Origin of the sequence: Paenibacillus apiarius, assembly GCF_017052585.1 — a bacterium.
GTDB lineage: Bacteria > Bacillota > Bacilli > Paenibacillales > Paenibacillaceae > Paenibacillus_B > Paenibacillus_B apiarius.
Genome location: NZ_JAFFHZ010000001.1, coordinates 2223221 through 2243613 on the forward strand (window position 1 = coordinate 2223221; position 20393 = coordinate 2243613).

At 51.7% G+C, this 20393-nt stretch carries 21 protein-coding genes; 7 read left to right on the forward strand and 14 right to left on the reverse strand.

The genetic code is table 11. The annotated features are described in order from the left end of the window. Positions 1 to 52: 52 nt before the first annotated feature. The 3 genes from JSQ80_RS10120 to JSQ80_RS10130 all read right to left on the reverse strand — a co-directional run bounded on the left by JSQ80_RS10120 (position 53) and on the right by JSQ80_RS10130 (position 5981). Positions 53 to 1753 (reverse strand): glycoside hydrolase family 3 protein, encoded by a 1701-nt coding sequence (locus JSQ80_RS10120; protein WP_206095227.1) that lies wholly within the window; start codon positions 1751 to 1753, stop codon positions 53 to 55. Positions 1754 to 1850: 97 nt separating this feature from the next. Beyond that, positions 1851 to 3212 (reverse strand): glycoside-pentoside-hexuronide (GPH):cation symporter, encoded by a 1362-nt coding sequence (locus tag JSQ80_RS10125; RefSeq protein WP_206095228.1) that lies wholly within the window; start codon positions 3210 to 3212, stop codon positions 1851 to 1853. A 246-nt stretch (positions 3213 to 3458) separates the two neighbouring features. Further along, complete coding sequence (locus tag JSQ80_RS10130; RefSeq protein WP_336245722.1) at positions 3459 to 5981, reverse strand: GH39 family glycosyl hydrolase; 2523 nt, start codon at positions 5979 to 5981, stop codon at positions 3459 to 3461. 417 nt (positions 5982 to 6398) lie between these two features. On the opposite strand from JSQ80_RS10130, the gene qoxA reads away from it, so the two are divergent. From qoxA to qoxD, 4 genes are read left to right on the forward strand one after another with little or no spacing between them, the layout of a single operon-like run. Then, a complete protein-coding gene (gene qoxA / locus JSQ80_RS10135) occupies positions 6399 to 7385 on the forward strand; it encodes a cytochrome aa3 quinol oxidase subunit II (RefSeq protein WP_087434738.1) in 987 nt (328 codons plus the stop codon). Positions 7386 to 7412: 27 nt separating this feature from the next. After that, a complete protein-coding gene (gene qoxB / locus JSQ80_RS10140; RefSeq protein WP_087434739.1) occupies positions 7413 to 9356 on the forward strand; it encodes a cytochrome aa3 quinol oxidase subunit I in 1944 nt (647 codons plus the stop codon). Next, positions 9353 to 9949, forward strand: coding sequence for a cytochrome aa3 quinol oxidase subunit III (gene qoxC / locus JSQ80_RS10145; protein WP_087434740.1), 597 nt, complete (start codon positions 9353 to 9355; stop codon positions 9947 to 9949). Before qoxB ends, qoxC begins: the two co-directional genes overlap by 4 nt. A 1-nt stretch (position 9950) precedes the next feature. Next, positions 9951 to 10238 (forward strand): cytochrome aa3 quinol oxidase subunit IV, encoded by a 288-nt coding sequence (gene qoxD, locus JSQ80_RS10150; protein ID WP_087434741.1) that lies wholly within the window; start codon positions 9951 to 9953, stop codon positions 10236 to 10238. Positions 10239 to 10426: 188 nt separating this feature from the next. Here the strand turns inward: qoxD and JSQ80_RS10155 are convergent, their stop codons facing one another. From JSQ80_RS10155 to JSQ80_RS10165, 3 genes are all read right to left on the reverse strand, one after another. Then, on the reverse strand, positions 10427 to 11431 hold the full coding sequence (locus JSQ80_RS10155) for an LLM class flavin-dependent oxidoreductase (protein WP_206095229.1): 1005 nt from the start codon (positions 11429 to 11431) through the stop codon (positions 10427 to 10429). A 3-nt stretch (positions 11432 to 11434) separates the two neighbouring features. Next, complete coding sequence (locus JSQ80_RS10160) at positions 11435 to 12088, reverse strand: nitroreductase family protein (RefSeq protein WP_206095230.1); 654 nt, start codon at positions 12086 to 12088, stop codon at positions 11435 to 11437. A gap of 221 nt (positions 12089 to 12309) precedes the next feature. After that, positions 12310 to 12747, reverse strand: coding sequence for an RrF2 family transcriptional regulator (locus JSQ80_RS10165; protein WP_206095231.1), 438 nt, complete (start codon positions 12745 to 12747; stop codon positions 12310 to 12312). A 152-nt stretch (positions 12748 to 12899) separates the two neighbouring features. Here JSQ80_RS10165 and JSQ80_RS10170 point away from each other — a divergent pair, with 152 nt between their 5' ends. Next, positions 12900 to 13805, forward strand: a complete 906-nt coding sequence (locus JSQ80_RS10170; protein WP_206095232.1) for an SDR family oxidoreductase — start codon at positions 12900 to 12902, stop codon at positions 13803 to 13805. Between the two features lie 28 nt (positions 13806 to 13833). Here the strand turns inward: JSQ80_RS10170 and JSQ80_RS10175 are convergent, their stop codons facing one another. The 3 genes from JSQ80_RS10175 to JSQ80_RS10185 all read right to left on the reverse strand — a co-directional run bounded on the left by JSQ80_RS10175 (position 13834) and on the right by JSQ80_RS10185 (position 15853). Next, on the reverse strand, positions 13834 to 14262 hold the full coding sequence (locus JSQ80_RS10175; protein WP_087434746.1) for a threonine/serine exporter family protein: 429 nt from the start codon (positions 14260 to 14262) through the stop codon (positions 13834 to 13836). Between the two features lie 18 nt (positions 14263 to 14280). Next, positions 14281 to 15039, reverse strand: coding sequence for a threonine/serine exporter family protein (locus JSQ80_RS10180; protein ID WP_206095233.1), 759 nt, complete (start codon positions 15037 to 15039; stop codon positions 14281 to 14283). A 160-nt stretch (positions 15040 to 15199) separates the two neighbouring features. Then, positions 15200 to 15853 (reverse strand): TVP38/TMEM64 family protein, encoded by a 654-nt coding sequence (locus JSQ80_RS10185; RefSeq protein ID WP_176392890.1) that lies wholly within the window; start codon positions 15851 to 15853, stop codon positions 15200 to 15202. 320 nt (positions 15854 to 16173) lie between these two features. Between JSQ80_RS10185 and JSQ80_RS10190 the strand changes: the two genes are divergently transcribed. Together JSQ80_RS10190 and JSQ80_RS10195 are read left to right on the forward strand one after the other, a co-directional pair. Then, positions 16174 to 16821, forward strand: a complete 648-nt coding sequence (locus tag JSQ80_RS10190; RefSeq protein WP_087434748.1) for a DsbA family oxidoreductase — start codon at positions 16174 to 16176, stop codon at positions 16819 to 16821. A gap of 41 nt (positions 16822 to 16862) precedes the next feature. Then, positions 16863 to 17504 (forward strand): NAD(P)-dependent oxidoreductase, encoded by a 642-nt coding sequence (locus JSQ80_RS10195; protein WP_206095234.1) that lies wholly within the window; start codon positions 16863 to 16865, stop codon positions 17502 to 17504. Between the two features lie 71 nt (positions 17505 to 17575). On the opposite strand, the gene JSQ80_RS29485 is transcribed toward JSQ80_RS10195, so the two are convergent. The 5 genes from JSQ80_RS29485 to JSQ80_RS10220 form a co-directional block, all read right to left on the reverse strand. Further along, positions 17576 to 17746, reverse strand: coding sequence for a manganese catalase family protein (locus JSQ80_RS29485; RefSeq protein WP_272491107.1), 171 nt, complete (start codon positions 17744 to 17746; stop codon positions 17576 to 17578). A 346-nt stretch (positions 17747 to 18092) separates the two neighbouring features. Next, positions 18093 to 18827 carry a UMP kinase gene (gene pyrH / locus JSQ80_RS10205; protein ID WP_087434750.1) on the reverse strand — a complete coding sequence of 245 codons (735 nt, stop codon included), beginning with the start codon at positions 18825 to 18827 and terminating at the stop codon, positions 18093 to 18095. A gap of 262 nt (positions 18828 to 19089) precedes the next feature. Continuing rightward, the gene (locus tag JSQ80_RS10210) at positions 19090 to 19395 is read right to left on the reverse strand and encodes an MGMT family protein (RefSeq protein WP_206095235.1); all 306 of its coding nucleotides are present in this window, start codon (positions 19393 to 19395) and stop codon (positions 19090 to 19092) included. Between the two features lie 157 nt (positions 19396 to 19552). Then, a complete protein-coding gene (locus tag JSQ80_RS10215; protein ID WP_087434752.1) occupies positions 19553 to 19933 on the reverse strand; it encodes an ArsR/SmtB family transcription factor in 381 nt (126 codons plus the stop codon). A gap of 1 nt (position 19934) precedes the next feature. Further along, the gene (locus JSQ80_RS10220) at positions 19935 to 20360 is read right to left on the reverse strand and encodes an SRPBCC family protein (RefSeq protein WP_206095236.1); all 426 of its coding nucleotides are present in this window, start codon (positions 20358 to 20360) and stop codon (positions 19935 to 19937) included. Positions 20361 to 20393 lie beyond the last annotated feature (33 nt).

A 20393-nucleotide genomic window follows, 5' to 3' on the forward strand; every position in this document is an offset into this window, starting at 1 on the left:
CCCGTTGTTGCCGCTGCGCCTGCCGTGAATCCCTTCGTCACCAGCGCATCCATTATAGCTTCGACTCCCAGCAGTTGCAGAACGGATCGATTGGGTTGATGCCTTTGAACGGAGAACGGCCGAGCATTTTATCGATAATGGCATCCTGCACATATTCGTTGGAGGAATAACCGTTAATGAACGTTTTTACCTGCGGCACGTCTTGGAGATGATACGGGCTCGCGACAGATACGAAGGCCGTCGGCAGCTCGTGGATGAACCAAGGCATATCCGCCCCCATCGGCGGCGCGAAGTTGACGCGTACGGCGGTCTGGTTGCTCTTCGTCTCCAAGTTCGCATAGTAGAGCGCCAAATCGTATTTCCCGGTCACTTCCTGGACCGACATGGACATGATGCTGAAGTCGAGATGTTCCTTCTGGAAAATGTCCACCTCGAACCCTTCGCGCTCCAGCACTTCCACAAAGCGCTTATACGTGCCTTCTCCGCCGAAATGTCCCGCTTCATCGCCGAATACGTAGAACAGAATGCGCTTGTGCTTCTCGATGCTAATCGGGAGCAGTGACTGCGTATCCTTCACGAGCGTGACCGCTCCATCCGCGCATTCGCGCGCCCAAGCCACGTGCTCTTCCGCTTGCAATACTTCAAGCGCTTCCGGACCGGGCACAAGCGTGCCTTCCCGCTGCTTGCGGTGCAGCCCAAGCGCTGCCTTGAGCGCCAAAATGCGGGTTACCGCCTCATCGACGCGTTCTACCGTCAGAATACCGTTCTCGATGCCCTTCATCATGAATTCGTAGTCTTCCGATATGTTCTTGTTGAACAAGAACATATCGCAGCCGGCAGCAATCGACTTCGGTACCGCAATTTCGCGCTTTTCTGCCATCGTGAAGCCGCCCATCGGCGTCGCGTCCGTCACGATCATGCCGTTGAAGCCAAGCTTCCCGCGCAGGAGGCCGTTCAGCAGCTCCGGAGCCAGCGTCGCCGGCATAATCTCCTCGTCCTTGATGCCCGGCACGAGCGCACGGCTATATGCCGGCTGCATAATGTGGCCGATCATGACCGTCATGGCGCCTTCATCAATCAGCTCCTTGTACACGTATCCGAACGTCCGGTCCCACTCCTCCGTCGGGAGCGAGTTAATCGTAATGTGCAGATGCTGATCGCGCTCGTCGACGCCGTCGCCCGGGAAGTGCTTAATGGAGACGGCCACCCCGTTCTCCTGCGAAGCCTTCGTATAGCCGCGGGACATCCGAAGCACGCGCTCCGGATCGGAGCCGTACGTCCGCACGTTCGTAATCGGATTGCGGAAGTTAATATCGATGTCGATGACGGGCGCGAATGCCCAGTTGCAGCCTACCGCCGCGCCTTCGCGGCTGGCCACCGCGCCGAGGCGGTAGCCCATCTCTTCATTATCGGTAGCCGCTACTTCGAGCTGCTTGCCGAAGAAGGTGCCTTCCGAGGCAATGCCGTTGCCGCCGGCTTCCAGGTTAGCGGAGATGAGCAGCGGCACCTTGGAATTCTCCTGCAAGAAACGATGCGTCTCCTGCACCATTGCGCCTTCGCCGGGACGGTACATAATCCCGCCGATTTTATGCGTATCCAGCATGTTTTTCAGTTCGTCCTTATCTTGGCTGAGACCGATCGGGCAGAACAATTGCCCCACCTTCGTCTCCAAGTCCATCGCAGCCAAAGTATCCTGTACCCATTGAATATCGTCATCGTTCAAATGAAACGGTTTCGCTTTCAAATCGATCATATTGCACTTCCTCCTTAGGTGTAGTGAAATTGGCGGCGGTAAGGTCCTTATCACGGATCCGCTCTGTCACCGCCAAGGTTGTTCATTTTGAGCCCGGTTAAGCTTGAAGCGTCGTTGCGCCGCCTTGACGCTTCGCTTCCAATTCGCCAATCATCTGCTGCTCGACATGGTCCAACTTGTAGAACAGGAACAGCACCGCACAGATAACGAAGCAGATGAACGGCATCCATACGAAGTTGAATTGGATGGCTGCCAGACCGGATGCAGCCTGCTCTTGGTTCGGAACGTATTGTCCAATTGCGAGAACCCACGCTGCCAATGCGCCGCCGATCCCCATGCCGAACTTGACGCCGAAGGAACTGGCCGCCGTCAGCAGCCCTTGGGCTCTGACGCCGGATTTCCATTCACCGTAATCAACGGTATCCGCCAGCATGGCGAACAAAAGGCCTGCTGCAAATCCGATGCCGACATTACCGATAATTACGGCGCCCAGCAGAACCGGAATAGAACTCATAACTGCCGCCCCGTATGCAATGAGCTGACCGAGGGCACCGAGGACCATGCCGAGCAGCGCCGTATTGCGCTTGCCGATTCTCTTCGTCAGCAGCGGCATCAACGCAATACCAACGAGCATGAGCACATTCAAGCCGTTAACGAGCGGAACGAGATCCTCGCGGCCAAGGTTATATTTCAGGAAAAACACAGTGGACTGGCCCTTGCCTGTCATAGCAACCCATACGAATACGTTGATGACGAGCAGCAGCCACCAAGGCACATTGCCTTTCAGCGCCTTGACGCTCTGTCTGAACGGGACGGCTTGATTTCCGTCTGCTGTCTGGACCCGTTCACGCGTGTTCGCGAATGTAGTGAAGAAAAACACGACGGCGATCGCTGCGAACAAAATCATCGTCCACATGAAGCCTTGCTGCTGATTGCCCTTGCCGAACGCCGCTACCAGCGGCAGCGCGCCGATGCTGACGACCAAGCCGCCCAATTGACCGAAAATCATACGGACTGAATTCACGACCGTACGTTCCTGCGAATTGCTGGTCATGCTCGGCAGAAGCGATGTTAACGGCAGGTTAATCGCCGCATACAATATGCCAAGCAAAATATAAGTAACGTAAGCGTATACAAGTTTGCCCGTGCCGCCGAAATCCGGAGTCATAAACGTCAGGACGGCAACGATGGCGAACGGCAAGGCGAGCCACAGGAAATATGGTCTTGATTTGCCCCACTTCGTATTGGTGCGGTCGATCAGCACCCCGATGATCGGACTGTCGAAGGCGTCGATTACCCGAGCCACCAAGAACAAGGTGCCTACTGCCGCCACATTCAATCCGTATACATCGGTATAGAAAAACATCAAATACATCGTAATCATCTGGAATACAAGGTTGGATGCCGTATCCCCGAGGCCGTAACTAATTCGCTCTTTCCATGACACCTGGTTTCCCATGAGGCGTACCCCCTTCAATAGTCCTTGCCGTAATCGCATCGCGTTCGTTCGTTAACCTTACCCCACATAAGTTGTAACCCCTTACATTTATGATTATAGGGACTTTCGGACTGTTCAACTTTCCGTTTGTTAATAGAAACAATGTCACTTTTTTAGGTTGTCCCCTCACTTTTTAGAGCGCTTACATTGAAACCATAAAAAAAGACACATCGAAATGTGCCTTTTTGTCATAATTATGCGATTGGATTATGGCTGCCGCAACGGCCGCAGCTCGAACAGCCGCACCTCGTGCGGCGTCAGCTTGCAGCTAAATGTTGCCGCCCCCTCGATATCGATCACCTTGTACTGCTGATGCGGCGCCGCCTTGCGGTTCAAGTAGTCCGCCATGTCAGGCGTCAGCGATGCGGGCGCGCCCATATCAAGCCAAGTGTCATAGGCGCTGCCGTGCTCACGGCTAATCGCGATCTGGCGCAGCTCGTATCTTCCGGCGGGAATGCCTTGGCAAACAAAGTTCATCTCCAGTTCGTTCAAGTCCTGAAACACGTGATACCGGTTATACGTGTCGATGCCAAGCGATTCGCGCACTTCATACAGCTTGTCATAATGGCAATAATGGTAGGCCAGCAATTGGAATCGATCGCCTGCCTGTGTCACGCAGTATCCGCTCCCGCGATCCAGAAGCCGGTCGCCCAACTGGCTCAGCAGCTCGTAGGCATAATATCCCGGCTTTTTAATCCCGTTGTTCGTAATGAGACCCAAGCCGCCGTGGAACGTGTGCTCCGGCAGCGGAAGCTCCTCCAAGTGATCCGTGATCGTCCAGTACGCCAAGCTGCTAACCTCATCAAGGTTCTCTACGATGTTCTTGGCAATGTAGGCTGCTTTGAAGCAAGTATCGTTCGTTAAATCCCGATGGCTTCCGGTTGCATTCCACTCGGTGACATGAATTTCCGGGATCCGCAGCTGCTCCTGTTGGAGGTTCTTCTTCAACTGCGCCACCGTGTCCGACAAGTAATCGCTCGCTCTGCTGTTCGGCAGCCAGATGAACTCCCCCTTCTCGTCATCGTGGAACCCGGCCGGATAGCTATGGAAGGAGGCGAAATCGGGAAGGCACTCGCGGCTGCGGCAGAAGGACCAGAACCGTTGCAGCCAGCCTTCCTTATATATCGTGTCCGATATCATCTCCGGCCCGCCGAACCTGAAGTCCGGGGACATATCCTTCACGACGCGGTACGTATGCAGGTACAGATCGCAATAATCTTCGAACGAATCCTCCCAGAATAACGGCAGATCGGGCTCGTTCCAGCAAGTGTAGTACCACGTTCTCATTTCCTCCAGACCATAGCGGTGCCTGCAATGCGCCATGAATTGCCGCACCAGCTCGACCCAACGGGCCAGATCTTTCGGCTTGCTAATATTGCTCTTCTTATAGAAGATACACTGATCTCCGCTCGCCAAATCCGAGGGCATGAAGCCAAATTCAATGTACGGCTTGAGCCCGATGTCCTGCAAGAAATCGAACAGCTGATCCACGTAGAAGAAATTGAATACCGGCTGTCCGTCACGATCCTCGCGATAGACCATCATCTCGTCATCAAAAATGCCGTGGAATCGAATGTATTCGAATTTAATCACCGACTGAATCGAGCGGAGCTGCTCCTGCACGGTCCGGTACAATCCTTCCTTCGCCTTGCCGATCGTGCACAACGTGCGCCAATACGGCTTGAGCGGTTTGCCCTTGCCGTCGAACTGCACGCGAATTTCCTTCGTTACAACCCCCACGTCCGTCGACTTGCGCCCGAGGCCCTTGCTTTGGTCCGGCAAATATTTGAACAGCGCTCCGTAGCCGTTTTCCCGGTCGAATTCCAAATAGGTCACCTTGTTGCCCGACAGCTTAGGCTCGGTCTCCGTCTGTTCCCGCAAATTCTTGCGGTATTGATTGGGCGTCGTATTGTATACGTCCTTGAACACTTTATGGAACGATTTCAAGTTCGGGAAGCCATGATCCAACGCAATCTTCGTAATCGAATAATCCGTAAAGGCAATATCGTTGACAGCATGATTGAGCCGAATCCGATTGACGTAGCGGATGAAGGACTGACCCATATGTTTTTGAAAAAAACTGGACAAGTACGGCACGGACAGGTGCTCCTGCTCCGCCAGGTCGTTCAGATTCAACGGTTTCGTGTAATTTTCCTGAATGTAGTGCGCGATGCGCAGCATCCGCTCCATATGCTTCGGACTGAGCCTTCCGCCGTCCTCCCGCTCCCCCTCCTTGAACTTCCGCAGCAGCAGGTAGACGAGCTCGAACAATAGCGACTTCATCTTCATCTCATATCCATAGCTCTCCTTGCTGTACACCCACATCATTTCGGCAAGCAGCGCCCGGATTTCATTGAATTTCTCCTGTTCGTCCGGCTCGTAGAGGAACGATTTGCAATGGAACGTCACCTGATCGATATCTTCGAAATGATCCCGGATGAACGAAATCGGAATTTGCAGCGCGAGCAGCAGATTGTCCGCTTCCGATTCGATCGAATGAATTTCATTACTGTTGATGAGCAGCAGATCTTCTTCTCCGAGGCTGTATTTCTTCCGCTGTATGAATACGCTAACATTCCCCTTCAGCACGAAGAGCAGCTCCAAGCTGTCATGCCAATGATCGGGCACGTACTTCGGATTGTGCAGAAAGAGATTGATGTTCAGCTTGGCATCCATCGGGATGCTCTCATAGATATAATCCAATCCGGTCACCTCAACGCCTTCCGGCACGACATTTATAACCTATATTATACGCGTCTGCCCAACATCACGAATATGAAATAATTGCCATGTCGTGATACGAACGCACATACCCTAAACCAGGGCCTTTTTTAGTGAAAAAAGTCACATGAAGGCGGTTTAATTGTTACAATATTGCGAAGTGAGAGGCTTGCGGCGCCAATTATGAACAAAATGAAAAGTCGTCGTAAATGAAAGAATTCGCGAGAAAATGAGCTTAATTGAGAGATAAACGTTACGGAACACCCGGGTGGATCTAAAATTTATGGGGATTCATGGCAAATATGGTGCTCTTTATGTTTTGTTTATAAAATAACTTCTCACTAATATAGATGTGATCAAGTTTATACGACATTTGTCATTTTCATAGCTCATCTAAAGCACATCTTAGAGAGAAAGGGGTACCTTATGAAGAAGAAAGGGTTGTTAGTAAGCTTGTTTGCAGCTCTTCTTGTCCTCTTGACCGGGTGTAACTCTCTAGCAGTTCTGAACCCGAAAGGTCCAGTGGCCAAGACACAGTCTGACGTCATTATTTTTTCCATAATTGTTATGGCTGTGGTATTGCTTGTCGTCTACGTCCTGTATATTTACATGTTAACGAAGTACCGTGCCTCCAAAGCGGCACCCGATTATGAGCCGCCGCACATGGAGGGCAGCAAATGGCTGGAGATTACATGGACTTTAATTCCGGTCATCATCGTCATTATTCTGTCCGTGGTGACGGTTCGCAGCACCTATGCGGTTGAGACGACGCCTGCAGGTTATGAGAACGATAAGCCGCTTGTTATTTATGCCTCATCCTCGAACTGGAAATGGCATTTCAGCTATCCGGAGGAAGGCATCGAGACGGTCAACTACGTCAACATTCCGACGAACCGTCCAGTAGAATTCCGCTTGTATTCCTTCGGGCCGATTACGAGCTTCTGGGTGCCTCAGCTGGGTGGTCAGAAGTACGCGATGAGCGATATGGTAACGAAGCTCCGTCTCGTAGCTGAACACGAAGGATCGTTTGTGGGTAAAAACTCGAACTTCTCGGGTAAAGGCTTCGCCCATATGGAATTCGAAGTGTTGGCAATGCCGCCGGCAGGTTATACGAAATGGCTTGATGAAGTGAAACAGACGGCTTCCGAACTAACCGAGCAAGAATTCAATACCTTGCTCGAAACCGATCACGTCGGACGTAAAACATACACTTCTACGCACTTGGCATTCAGACCGGCGCCAGAGGGCGAACATGGGGGACATAACCATGGATCTTCCGACGCCGATACCAATGATGGTACGAATACAGAGATGGATCACTCCAAGATGGACCACTCGACGATGGACCATTCCAACATGGGCCACGACGAGAAGGATAATCAGGAAGCCGATCATTCTCAGCATGGCAACTAGAACGAACCAGAAAGGAGTTCTTTCAGTATGAAATGGGACGAATTTTTCGTTACCGGCGAACCGATGATTTACGGCGCTATGGCCAGTATCGTCCTCGTGTCGATAGCCATCCTCTTTTGCTTGACCTATTTCAAAAAATGGGGCTATCTGTGGCGTGAATGGCTAACTACCGTCGATCATAAAAAGATCGGGATTATGTATATTTTGAGCGCCCTGATCATGCTGTTCCGCGGCGGAGTCGACGCGCTGATGATGCGTACGCAGCTTGCCGGCCCGGACATGAAGTTTTTGGACGCGCAGCACTACAATGAAGTATTTACGACTCACGGCATCATTATGATTTTGTTTATGGCAATGCCGTTTATTATCGGCTTGATGAACGTCGTCATTCCGCTCCAAATCGGGGCGCGCGACGTCGCATTCCCGCGCTTGAACGCAGTCAGCTTCTGGCTGTTCTTCTCCGGCGCGATGCTGTTCAACATATCGTTTGTTATCGGGGGATCTCCCGATGCGGGCTGGACCGCTTACTTCCCGCTTGCAAGCACCGAGTTGAGCCCGACCGTGGGCAATAACTACTACTCCATCGCCTTGCAAATAGCCGGGATCGGTACGCTTATGACAGGCGTCAACTTTATCGTGACGATCCTGAAAATGCGCGCGCCTGGCATGACGTTGATGCGTATGCCAATGTTTACATGGTCTGTACTTATCACCTGCGTCATTATTTTATTCGCGTTCCCTGTCTTGACGGTAGCGTTGGCGCTTATGATGTTCGACCGCATGTTCGGCGCCCAGTTCTTCACGATGGCCAATGGCGGTATGGATATGCTGTGGGCCAACCTGTTCTGGGTATGGGGTCACCCTGAGGTCTATATCGTTATTTTGCCGGCGTTCGGTATTTACAGCGAAATTATCGCTACCTTCTCACGCAAAAATCTGTACGGCTACAAATCGATGGTCGTCAGTATGGTAGCTATTTCACTCTTGTCCTTCCTCGTATGGGCGCACCATTTCTATACGATGGGGCATGGCGCCATGGTTAACGGATTCTTCTCCGTCACTACGATGGCAATCGCGGTGCCGACAGGGGTTAAAATATTCAACTGGCTCTTCACCCTGCAGAAGGGCAGGATCGAGTTTACGACACCGATGCTGTATTCGCTCGCCTTTATTCCGATCTTTACGATTGGCGGCGTAACCGGCGTTATGCTCGCGATGGCGAGCGCAGACTATCAATATCATAATACGATGTTCCTGGTCGCTCACTTCCACTATGTGCTGATTCCGGGTACCGTCTTCGCGGTAATCGCCGGGATGTACTATTGGTTCCCGAAACTGTTCGGCTTCCGGCTCAACGAGCGGCTTGGCAAGATCAGCTTCTGGATTATCGCAATCAGCTTCAACGTGACGTTCTTGCCATTGTTCTTCTTGGGACTGAAAGGCATGACGCGCCGTATGTACACGTATTCCGAGAGCACCGGCTTCGGACCGCTGAACCTAATCGCTACGATAGGATCAGCTGCTCTGGCTATCGGATTCGCCATTCTCGTATACAATATTTACTGGAGCTTCCGCTACCAGCCAAGAGATACGACAAGCGACCCTTGGGATGCGCGTACGCTTGAATGGGCAACGCACAGCCCGGTTCCGGAATATAACTTTGCCATTACGCCTAACGTAAAAAGCCTGGATGCATTCTGGTTCTGGAAGAAGAACAAGCAGCCATTGTTCGAAGACAAGATCGAAGAGATTCATATGCCTAACAATAACGGACAGCCGTTCGTGCTTGGCATTATTTTCTTCTTTTTCGGATTCTTCATGGTATTCAGTTGGTGGACTCCGGCTATCATAGCAGGCATTGCGATTCTGATTATGCTCGCCGTGCGTTCCTTCGAACGCGATCATGGCCGCCATATACCGGTGAAGGAAATTAACAAGACGGAACAACAATTGCGGGGTGATAAAGCATGAAGATCGATAACACGCTGCCGCTAGAATACCAGACGGAAGAGAACAGCAACCGTATATTTGGCTTCTGGTTGTTCCTCGGTGCGGAGATTGTGCTCTTCTCTACACTCTTTGCCGTCTACTTAACACTATGGACTCGTTCGGGCAACGGCCCGACGGCTCAAGAAATATTTCAGATTAAACCAGTACTGCTGGAAACGTTCCTGCTCCTGACGAGCAGCTTCACCTGCGGTCTCGCGATCCACAGCATGCGTCTCAGCCTGAAGAAGCCGGCATTGATCTTCTTCGCCATTACGTTGCTGCTCGGTCTCGGGTTCCTGGGCATCGAGATCTATGAATTCGTCACTTATGTGCATGAAGGCGCGACGCTGCAGACATCTGCATTCCTGTCCAGCTTGTTCGTCCTGCTGGGCACGCACGGTGCGCACGTAACGCTCGGTCTCCTCTGGGGATCAGGCCTGATGATTCAAATTAAGCGTGAAGGCTTCACGCGGGATACGGCGAATAAATCGTTCATCTTCTCGCTGTACTGGCACTTCTTGGACGTTGTCTGGATCTTTATCTTCAGCTTTGTATACTTGAAAGGATTGATGTGACATGAAACAACTATTCCCGATACGTCATGTGATGGGATATGTCTTTTCTCTCATCCTTTCCTTGGTTGCGCTAGCCGTCATTGTCTGGGATATGTCGTTCGCAACAGGCCTTACGATCCTGCTCATCTGTGCAGCGATTCAAGCAGGCGTGCAGTTGATTTTGTTCATGCATATTGACGAGGACAAATCCAATAAGGCCTCGAACTACACGAATATCGCGTATGCGCTGTTCGTAGGTCTAGTAACGGTGTTCGGTACGCTGTTCACGATGATCTGGGGTTACTTGTAGGAGAACAAACAGTTAGTGCATTAGAAAGGCTATCCATGAAGTCCATAACTTCAGGATAGCCTTTTTTTTGCATTATTCGGCTTACCTCCGCATCCGAAGCTAGAAGAAAAGCAGGGCTGAAGGATATGCCCGATTCCACTTTTTCTCATGCTGAATTGGATTTGGTGCAATGGAACAGAACGTATATCTCATTGTGTCAGCTGAAACGCTTCTGCCAACAGACGGTAGGAGGTCAGTCTTGCTTCGAAATCGTGCATAATGGTTACGATCATGAGCTCATCCGTGTTGTATTGCTCGCTGTACCGGAGCAGCTCTTGCTTCACCCGCTCAGGGCTCCCGACAACCATTCGCTTGCGATTTTCTTGAATGCGGCTCAAGTCGAATGGCGTGTAAGGATAAGCGGCAGCCGTCTCTACGGAAGGAACGCCCGGCCGCTGGATGCCCCGCTCCAGGAACAGAAAGGTCAGATCCAGACTGGAAGCCAATCGCTCCGCTTCTTCATCGGTTTCGGCGCAGACAACAAATACGGCGAGTATGGAGTGCGGACGTTCCCCTGCCGCAGATGGCTGGAAATGCTGCTGATACCAGCGCATCGCTTCCGCTCCCCCATAGCTGTTAATGAAATGGGCATACGCGAATGCCGTACCCAGTTGGGCTGCGATTCTGGCACTTTCGCCGCTCGACCCGAGCAGCCACATTTCCGGAGCCGTCGAAATGATTGGCGTGGCCTGGAGTCCACTATGACGGTGATTATCAGGCAGCGTATCATGCAAATAGTGCATCAGATCGGTTACCTGCTCCGGATAGCGATCGACCGACGCCCGCCCATCCATCAAAGCTCGGGTCGCCAGCGGCATGCCGCCGGGTGCCCTCCCCAGTCCCACATCAATCCGGTTCGGATACAAGGCTTCGAGCAGACGGAAGTTCTCCGCGACTTTATAAGCACTGTAATGGGGCAGCATGACTCCGCCTGAACCGACACGAATACGGGCGGTTACGGCCGCCAAATGCGATATCAGCACCTCCGGGCTTGAACCTGCGAGGTTAGAAGCAAAATGGTGCTCCGAGACCCAAAAGCGGTGGTAGCCCAGCCGTTCCGCTTCTTGCGCGAGCCGGGCCGTCTCGCCCAGTGTATCGGCCGCCGTGCTGCCTTCAGGTATCGGCGATTGGTCCAATATGCTAAGTTGAATCATACCTCACTCCCCTTCGGTCATCTTATTCCAGAACGTCACGTCATTCACGGCCAATCTCGGCGAGGAATGCGCCGGTTCGGAGGCTTTGCCTACAGGCAATAACATCACGGGGATATAACGCTCCGAGATTCCGAAAGCCTCCTTGAACTGCTCTGGATGAAATCCGCCCATTGGCACGGTATCATATCCCTTAGCTTTGGCAATTAGCATCAATTGCATCGCAATTAATCCGCCATCGATGAGTACAATATTTTTAATCTTCTCCGCACTCATGCTTGCATAGCCATTTGTAATTCGGGTTATGAACGATTGTTTCAATTCTTCATCCATGTAGCCTGATGCAACCGCTTGTTCATAGATGCGCTCCGCCTGCTTGTAGCCCTCCAGATCCCCCAATATGGCGATGACGGCTGACGCATCGACAACCTGCTGTTGATGATTGGCGATTGGAAGCAGCTTCTCCTTCAATGCTTGGTCGGTAATGACAAGGAACCGCCAAGGCTGAAGATTCGCGCTGGAGGGAGCAAGCGTGGCTTCCTTCAGCATGTCTTGCAGATCCGCCTGCGATATGGTTACGGTTGGGTCATAATGACGCACCGAATGCCGATCACGCAGCACCTTAAAAAAATCTTGCGCTTGTTCTACTTTTGTCTCCATCCCATCCAACCTCCGTTATTGTGTGAATTGAAGTATAAAAATTGCAAACATGATACTGTGCTAAATATTACACAGTTAGCAATAAAAAAATAGCTTTTCTTGTTAGCTTAACACACCATATATGACATTACTATGCGCGAATGTTCACAGTTAGCGCCGCTTAACTGTGAAACGATATGCACAGTATAATCCTCATCCCGACCGTTGTCAATCATCACTTCCTAAACTAAGGAATGATCCGCCAGGTCGGCAATGGTGTACTTCTGCAGCACGGCAAGCACGCTTTGATCCAACTCCGCCATCATTTCGGAAAATGCGGCTTTCATGCAAAGGCCAAACGGATGGTCACCCGTCGATTCGAGCAAGCTGGTATGGAACGATTCGTCCTTCTGGAGAGCCATAAGGATGTCGGCGCATGTAATAAGCTCCGGCGCTCTCTTCAGCCGGTATCCGCCGTCGCGCCCTTCTCGAGTCTCCAATATATTCTCTTGAGCCAGCTTAGCGAGAATTCGCCGAATCAAGGTCGCTTCCGATTGAAGATGCTCGGCGATGTCCCCGCTGGGACACCGATTCGGACATTGGGATATTACCGTTAACGCCTGTAGTGCCAATCCAAACGATTTAGAGTGGAGATGACAGGTGTATTTTTCTTTTTTCAATGCTGGTCACTTCCCTCTGGTCACATACTCTGTGTGCATTGTAGCAAAACCGCGTGTTTTAATCAACACGGCGCAAACACAGTAACTGTAGCACGTCGGGCTCTTCCCGAATACGGTATTTTAGGCGAATATCATGAGTTGGAGGTTACGAAATGAATCCATATCCGATGTATCCCTATTACGGGAAGGAGATGAAATGCGAGGAGAAACCGCTTTCCTTCCCGCCGCAGCATCAAGACCAGCAGCCAGGGTTGGAATATGTCATGTCCCCAAGGCCGATATATGACAATCCTGCATATGCCGGCAGTTGCAAGCTGCAGGACCGCGTGGCTCTCATCACAGGAGGAGACAGCGGCATCGGCCGCGCAACGGCGGTGGCGTTCGCCAAGGAGGGGGCGGATGTGGCGTTCGCCTATTTATATGAAGAACAGGATGCGTTGGAAACGCGAACGCGCATCGAGCAATTGGGCAGACGATGCTTGCCGCTTCGTGCCGATCTGCGCACCAAGGCAGCCTGCGCCGCCATCGTCGAACAGACGCTGCGCCGCTTCGGCAAGCTTGATGTGCTGGTCAACAACATCGGCGTCCAATATCCGCAGCATAGCTTGCTGGACATTACGGAGCAGCAGCTGGAGCAGACGTTCCGCACCAACATCTTCTCCTTCTTCTTCGTCACGCAAGCCGCACTGCCTTGCCTGCGTCCGGGGAGCTCGATTATCAACACGGCCTCGGTTACCGCCTACCGCGGAGAGAAGACATTGATCGACTACTCCAGCACCAAAGGAGCTGTCGTCTCGTTCACCCGCTCGTTGGCGCTATCCGTGGTCGATCAAGGCATACGGGTCAATGCGGTTGCTCCGGGACCAACCTGGACGCCGCTCATTCCGTCCAGCTACTCCGCCGAGCGCGTGGCCACCTTCGGCACGGATACGCCGATGCATCGGGCCGGCCAGCCATTTGAGCTCGCTCCGGCTTACGTATATCTCGCCAGCGACGATTCCCGCTACGTGACGGGCGAGACGATGCATGTCAATGGCGGAAGCTTCATCACCTCATGAAGCATGAAAATCACCTGTTCGCCGCCCATCATGCCGCCCGTCTTCGCAGCAATTGATAGACGACCTCCGAGAACACAAGCCCGATCGCAATGGCGCCCGATATCATGGATGCCTTGAAGGCAAGCGGGATCGCGATCGCGTATTCATTTTCAACCATGTTCCGCATCGCATCATACGCCATGCCGCCCGGCACAAGCGGGATAATGCCGGACACGTTAAACACGATAATCGGCGTTCTGTAAATCTTGGCGAACAGGTGGCTGATCATTGCCACCGCGAACGAAGCAACCAAGCTTGCCGGAATCGGGTCAACGTCATTCAGAATGAATGATAAATAGACGACCCACCCGGTCATCCCGACGGATCCGCACTTTATCAACGTTTTTTTCGGAACGTTGAAAATGATGCCGAAGGCGGCGGAAGCGATGAAGCTGGTGATAAGCTGCTCAATGAGCATAGACTTCCCCCTCCTGTTCTAGCTGAAAGAAATGACGCAGGCCACGCCCGCTCCGATCGCAAATGCAGTCAGCAACGCTTCCGCGCCCTTCGAAATCCCGGACACGAGATGACCCGCCATCAGATCCCGCACTGCATTGGTGATGAGCAGTCCGGGCACGAGCGGCATGACGGATCCGATGATGATTTTGTCCAAATCCCGACCCAGCCCGTTCTTGACACATAAGTATGATACCGCTCCGATCGCCACCGATGCCAAAAACTCGGCAAAAAACTTGATGCGGACCAGACGGTGGACATAGAGCAGGAGCGAGAATCCAATACCGCCCGCCAGCAGCGCGGGAATGAATTCCGGCCAGCCGCCCCGGAACATGATGGCGAAGCATCCGCTCGACACGGAAGCGGCAGCAATCTGGATCCAGATGGGATAAGCCAGATTCGCCTTTTCTATCTTTTGCAGCGCCCGGTAAGCTTCTGCGCCAGAGAGAGCGCCGCCGCTGATCTTCCTCGAAATATCATTGACGAGCGTGACTTTCTCCAGGTCGGTGGAGCGCTCGGAAATGCGGAACAGTCTCGTCGTCGGAGCCGATCCGTCGATAGCGAATATAATGCCTGTCGGCGTCACGAAGCTGTGGCAGTTCTCATATCCGTAGGAAGCGGCGATGCGCATCATCGTATCCTCGACACGATATGTCTCTCCACCGCTTTGCAGCATGATTTTGCCCGCCAGCAAGCATATTTGGGTAACCTCGTAGCTTTCGTTCGTTTGTGCGCTCATTCCCTGTCTCTCCTGTGAATGGCTTGTAGTGGGGCTATATGTATTCGGACGAGTCCGCAGCGTTCATTAACAAAAAGGAGAGCCTGCGCCCTCCTATTTATGCCTATAGTGTAACCGAGACCCATGGGTTTAGTCTACGACTTAAGCACACGTTCGGCTCTCATGAGCCCGTCGAATCTTTCCGATCGAATCCATGCCCGTTCAGATGCTCCTCATCCGGCGTCTCCCTAGTAAAGCGGGCCTCGAGTTTTTTGCTAATCCAGAACGACACGGCGAGAAACAAGATGACATATAAGATTTGCACCGGATCTTGTATGATGCTCGATATATTGTGTCCGATATAGGAGACCGAGAGCACCATCAGCGCCTTGCCGCCAGCGACGGCGATCAGGAAGGACCGCAGCGGCATGCGGGCCATTCCCGCAACCATATTGATAATAACGAATGGGCCGACCGGAAAAATGCTGAGCAAAAACACATAGCTGAACGCATTGCGGCGGACCCAGAGCATGCCTTTTTTCACCTTCGGCTTCTGTGCCCAGCGTTCCAAATATGGATGGCCGGCAATTTTGCGGACGATGAGGAACGTCACCAAGCAACCGCTTACCAACCCGATCCAAGAGTATAAGAATCCGAGCCACATTCCGTACACGGCCGCGTTTACGCCGACGATGACAAGCGTTGGCAGCGGAGGGACGAATGATTTCATAAACGTTAATAAAATGCCGGGAAACGGTCCGAAGGAGCGATACTTCTCCAGCAATTCCAGTAAATTGTCCTCCGTCAGGTAAGACATCACATTCGATAACTCCATCTCTTCGCATGCACCCACTTTTTCTTCACATTAACTAACATCCTCGCCCTAGCATATCATAAATCATCTCGTTTACGGTTGCCTCAACATGTCATTTTCGTGATGGCATTCACGACTTCGAGTGCCTTGCCGTTCTCGCCGGAGCAGTGCGCAAAATTTAAGTTGACAAACCAACTTAGTTGTAACTATAATGATTACAACAAAACGAAATAATATGATTGCCAGCAGGAAAGCGCGACCCCCATCCGCTTATCCTATTTTTTAAACCTAGTTGTAACAATATCGGTTACATGTAATCTATTAGGAGGTGAACACGAACCATGACATTACAGATCAAAGTATACTCTGATTTTGTCTGTCCGTTCTGTTTCCTGGCCAAAGCGCCCTTCGAGGAAGCCATAAAAGGAAAAGACGTGGAGGTCGAGTGGATGCCATTCGAGCTGCGTCCAAGTCCAGCGCCCAAGCTCGACCCTTGGAATGATCCATCCAAATTGCAAGGCTGGAAATCTTATATTACGCCAACGGCCGATAAGCTGGGCGTCGATATGAAATTGCCCCGGGTATCGCCGCATCCTTATACGGGTGTTGCGTTCGAAGGATATCATTACGCCAAGGAACAGGGCAAAGGCAACGAATACATGAACCGCGTATTCAAAGCATTTTTCCAAGAAGAACAAAACATTGGCGAGATCGAAGTGTTAACGAAGATTGCCGGCGAATTAGGGCTGGATGAGCAAGCATTCAGAGATGCGCTGCAAGCCGGAACGTATAAGGAAACTCAACAACGGGCCCTCCAGCATGCATATGAAGAAGCCCGCATTACGGGGGTGCCTACCTTTGTAATCGGCGACGAGCGTGTACAAGGCGTAGCCAGCAAAGAAATGTTCGAGAAGGTTCTCTCGCAACAAATCGGAAACAGCGCGTCTGTGCCTGAGGGTTTGCAATGCGATATAGATGGAAACTGCTAAATATATAACATATAACTCATTTAAATGGAGGTAATGGAATTATGAAAATCGGAGTTGTCGGAGCAAGCGGAAAAGCGGGAAACCTCATTGTGCAAGAGGCTGTAAACAGAGGACATGAAGTGACGGCGATTGTGCGCGACGCATCCAAAATGAAGGACAGCAACGTATCCGTTATCGAAAAAGATGTATTTGCCCTTACATCTGATGATGTAAAAGGATTTGATGTGGTCGTGAACGCCTTTGGAGCACCGCAAGGACAAGAGCATCTGCATGTAGATGCAGGAAGAGCATTGATTAAAGCCCTGCAAGGAGCGCCTGACACCAGACTGATCGTTGTGGGCGGCGCCGGCAGCCTGTTCGTCGATGAAGCCAAGACGACTCGTCTGATCGATACGTCGGAATTCCCGCAAGAGTATGCGGCAACCGCATCGAACCAAGGGAAAAACCTGCAGGATTTGCAACAGTCGAGCGGCATCAAATGGACCTTCATCAGCCCGTCTGCATTTTTTGACCCAGCAGGCAAAAGAACCGGTTCTTATCAAAAAGGCAAAGACAATCTGATGGTGAATGCGAAAGGGAACAGCTATATCAGCTATGCGGATTATGCGATCGCGGTTCTGGACGAAATCGAACAGCCTCAGCACATCAATGAACGATTTACTTTGGTTGCAGAAGCAGAATAATGAAAAGTCACTACAGAATAAGCCGATTTTTCCTGGATTACAGGAGAAGTCGGCTTTTTTCACCTGCTTCCCTAACCGGTGTACAGCAAGACATCCTTAACAATGCGGGTAGGCGGCATCGTATAACGCTGATTCAAATAGCACAAGGCTTGAGACAGCGGACCATTCGCTCCCCCGTATGCTTCAAGCAAGTATCCCGCCATCTTCACATCGCACTTGCTTACCCGGACCGGGTATTGCAATGCTTATTCTCCATATTCTATTAATGGAATCCTTGACATGAACTCTAGCAATTACACATTTCATTGAGAGAAGATACTTCACCAATAATCAAATGGATATATTTACAAGCTGTTCCCGGTTCGATTATGGCGTATTAACGAAGCGCGCGAATGAAATAGCGCAAGCTTACCCTAAGTTGGCGGTTCGTGTGTATAACGATCGGTAGACGGCGAAATTCAGGGCTGTATCCGGCCTTGCCCTCATCCTCCATTGATGATGTACAGGGAAACGAGTACGTTTTCCTCTTTACGGCAGGGGGTTCGCCCCCTGCACAACAAGCGGATGCAGGGGGTTCATTATGTTCACTTAGCTAAGTCTCAGTTCAGAATCACCGCTGATGATTGTGCCCGTGTCCTTGCCATTCATAATTTCAGTCATGCAGCCGGGCTTATCGAAGTTGAACACGTGAATCGGAATGTTGTAATCTCTGGCGAGAATGAATGCGGACTGGTCCATGACATGCAAATCATGTTGAATCACGTCGTTATAATGCAGCGAGGCGTACCGCTGCGCATCCTTGTTGCGCTTCGGGTCCTGATTGTACACGCCGTCCACCCCTTGCTTGGCAACGAGTATCGCCTCGCAGTTCACTTCAATGGCCCTCTGTACCGAAGGATAATCGGTCGTCACGAACGGTTGGCCGTTCCCGCCCGCGAAGATGACGATATACCCTTTCTCCAGATGGTGAATGGCCTTTAAGCGGATATAGGGCTCGGCCACGGACGTGACCGGAATGGCAGTCATTACCCGCACCTCTGTCTTCGTCTTCGATTTCAACACGCCTCTGAGCATCAAGCTGTTAATAACCGTCGCCAATGTCCCGATATTGTCGGCCTCGGCCCGTTCGATGCCCCAAGCTTCGCCCATGTTGCCGCGGAAGATATTGCCTCCTCCGATGACGATGGCCACTTCGACCCCCATGCTCACGACGGACAAGATCTCGTTCGCAATATGCTCCAGCCTCTCCGGATCGAACCCGAATTCGCCGCCCCCCGCAACGGCCCCGCCGCTAAGCTTAATGAGAACCCTTTTGTACCTCATCTCTATGCCACACCTCCCAATAAAATAAAAAACACTAAAGCATTGACTGCTTTAGTGTCGAAAAAAAGGAATATGAACGATCGGATCAGAGCTCTGCTTGATTCCGGTCATGAACATACTCCTCCCACCTTCCATGCACATTTGATTTCCAAGTTTATACTACCAGATAACGAATTGCAACCCTTATACTTTCTCCGCAAAATGGCAGCTTCCCGATTTGCAGAATCCAATCGAGGACAGAGGAAAGACGGTCAAGCCTAGATTACGGATGAAATTGATAACGTTCTAAATTTACGCGGTTATCTTCGCCTATTTCTATCCCCTCTCCCTGAAGGAACAACTGCTGCAACGATTTCGACTCATCGTCCTTGATCGCAATCTCGCCTAATGAATTGATGACCCGATGCCACGGCAGACGATATTTTCCGCTCATGGAATGAAGAATTCTGACGACTTGTCTTGCCGCTCGCGGGCTTCCGGCCAAGCGCGCGATTTGCCCATACGTCATTACTTTTCCTTCCGGTATTCCCTTAATAATTTCAATAACGGTTGCTGTAAACGGTTGCATTCTACCCTCTTATCCTTTCATGCATATGCCATCGCCGTTAAGCCTTGAGGTTGGCGTTAAACCACGGCGACAGGATTGCAATCTCGATGGATTAATCGTGACTGCGATACACGGACGAGAGAGGCCAGATGCCCCCCTCCCCTCCTGGCCTATCCCTTTAATCCGTTGTCTCCCGGTCAATGACCGCAAGCGGGGGAAATGCGGCTGCACCGATTGGTTCGTCCGCTTCCACCAGATGCTTGAGCATGGACAATTTATTGTCCCAGTATCGCTCGTAGTAAGCGAGCCATCGCTTCAATTCAAGCAGCGGTTCCGGGTCAAGGCTGTATCGCGTCTCCCGGCCGACCTTCCGGCCCTTGACGAGTCCCGCATCCGCCAAGATGCGCAAATGCTTGGACACGGCCGTCCGGCTCATCGGAAAGTGGCCGCTGATAACGGTGACAGGCATCTCCTGCTCGCCCAGCAGCTCCAGCAGTTGGCGGCGTGTCGGATCGGCGATAGCCTGGAACACATCATGCTTCGGTAATGGAGCCGTCATTTCATCCCTCGACATAGGCGGCGAGCGATTGCTGCAGCCCTGTCCAGCCCTGATTCATCCGGTCGCGCACCGTGGCATGGGATTGTCCGAATTCGGTAACCTTGTCGGCATCCCAGCCCGCATGGATTAGGGTAAACTCTGTTTTTCCGTCCAGATCGACCAGTTCGAACGTAAGAGTCCAATCTTTCCCCCAATTGAAGGACAAGCGGTTGGGCGGATCGATTTCCGTCACTTTGCACGGAGACATGCCGAATGGGCCAGCATTCAATTCGAATTCATACCCCTCTATAGGTTGAAAATTATTAGGCATGAACCATGCGGCAATTCCCTCCGATGTGGCGACCGCATCCCATACCTTCTGAATCGGTGCATTCAGCACCAGCGTCTGGCGAATGTCAGGCAATGTATGTTTCGAGTTGTGGTCCATAATGAAGCCTCCTCATCTTTATGACACCTTTTG

Coding starts and splice junctions, on each gene's coding strand:
- JSQ80_RS10120 (WP_206095227.1), bottom strand. CDS start 1,753: ATGATCGATTTGAAAGCGAAACCGTTTCATTTGAACGATGACGATATT.
- JSQ80_RS10125 (WP_206095228.1), bottom strand. CDS start 3,212: ATGGGAAACCAGGTGTCATGGAAAGAGCGAATTAGTTACGGCCTCGGG.
- qoxA (WP_087434738.1), top strand. CDS start 6,399: ATGAAGAAGAAAGGGTTGTTAGTAAGCTTGTTTGCAGCTCTTCTTGTC.
- qoxB (WP_087434739.1), top strand. CDS start 7,413: ATGAAATGGGACGAATTTTTCGTTACCGGCGAACCGATGATTTACGGC.
- qoxC (WP_087434740.1), top strand. CDS start 9,353: ATGAAGATCGATAACACGCTGCCGCTAGAATACCAGACGGAAGAGAAC.
- qoxD (WP_087434741.1), top strand. CDS start 9,951: ATGAAACAACTATTCCCGATACGTCATGTGATGGGATATGTCTTTTCT.
- JSQ80_RS10155 (WP_206095229.1), bottom strand. CDS start 11,431: ATGATTCAACTTAGCATATTGGACCAATCGCCGATACCTGAAGGCAGC.
- JSQ80_RS10160 (WP_206095230.1), bottom strand. CDS start 12,088: ATGGAGACAAAAGTAGAACAAGCGCAAGATTTTTTTAAGGTGCTGCGT.
- JSQ80_RS10170 (WP_206095232.1), top strand. CDS start 12,900: ATGAATCCATATCCGATGTATCCCTATTACGGGAAGGAGATGAAATGC.
- JSQ80_RS10175 (WP_087434746.1), bottom strand. CDS start 14,262: ATGCTCATTGAGCAGCTTATCACCAGCTTCATCGCTTCCGCCGCCTTC.
- JSQ80_RS10180 (WP_206095233.1), bottom strand. CDS start 15,039: ATGAGCGCACAAACGAACGAAAGCTACGAGGTTACCCAAATATGCTTG.
- JSQ80_RS10185 (WP_176392890.1), bottom strand. CDS start 15,853: ATGGAGTTATCGAATGTGATGTCTTACCTGACGGAGGACAATTTACTG.
- JSQ80_RS10190 (WP_087434748.1), top strand. CDS start 16,174: ATGACATTACAGATCAAAGTATACTCTGATTTTGTCTGTCCGTTCTGT.
- JSQ80_RS10195 (WP_206095234.1), top strand. CDS start 16,863: ATGAAAATCGGAGTTGTCGGAGCAAGCGGAAAAGCGGGAAACCTCATT.
- pyrH (WP_087434750.1), bottom strand. CDS start 18,827: ATGAGGTACAAAAGGGTTCTCATTAAGCTTAGCGGCGGGGCCGTTGCG.
- JSQ80_RS10210 (WP_206095235.1), bottom strand. CDS start 19,395: ATGCAACCGTTTACAGCAACCGTTATTGAAATTATTAAGGGAATACCG.
- JSQ80_RS10215 (WP_087434752.1), bottom strand. CDS start 19,933: ATGACGGCTCCATTACCGAAGCATGATGTGTTCCAGGCTATCGCCGAT.
- JSQ80_RS10220 (WP_206095236.1), bottom strand. CDS start 20,360: ATGGACCACAACTCGAAACATACATTGCCTGACATTCGCCAGACGCTG.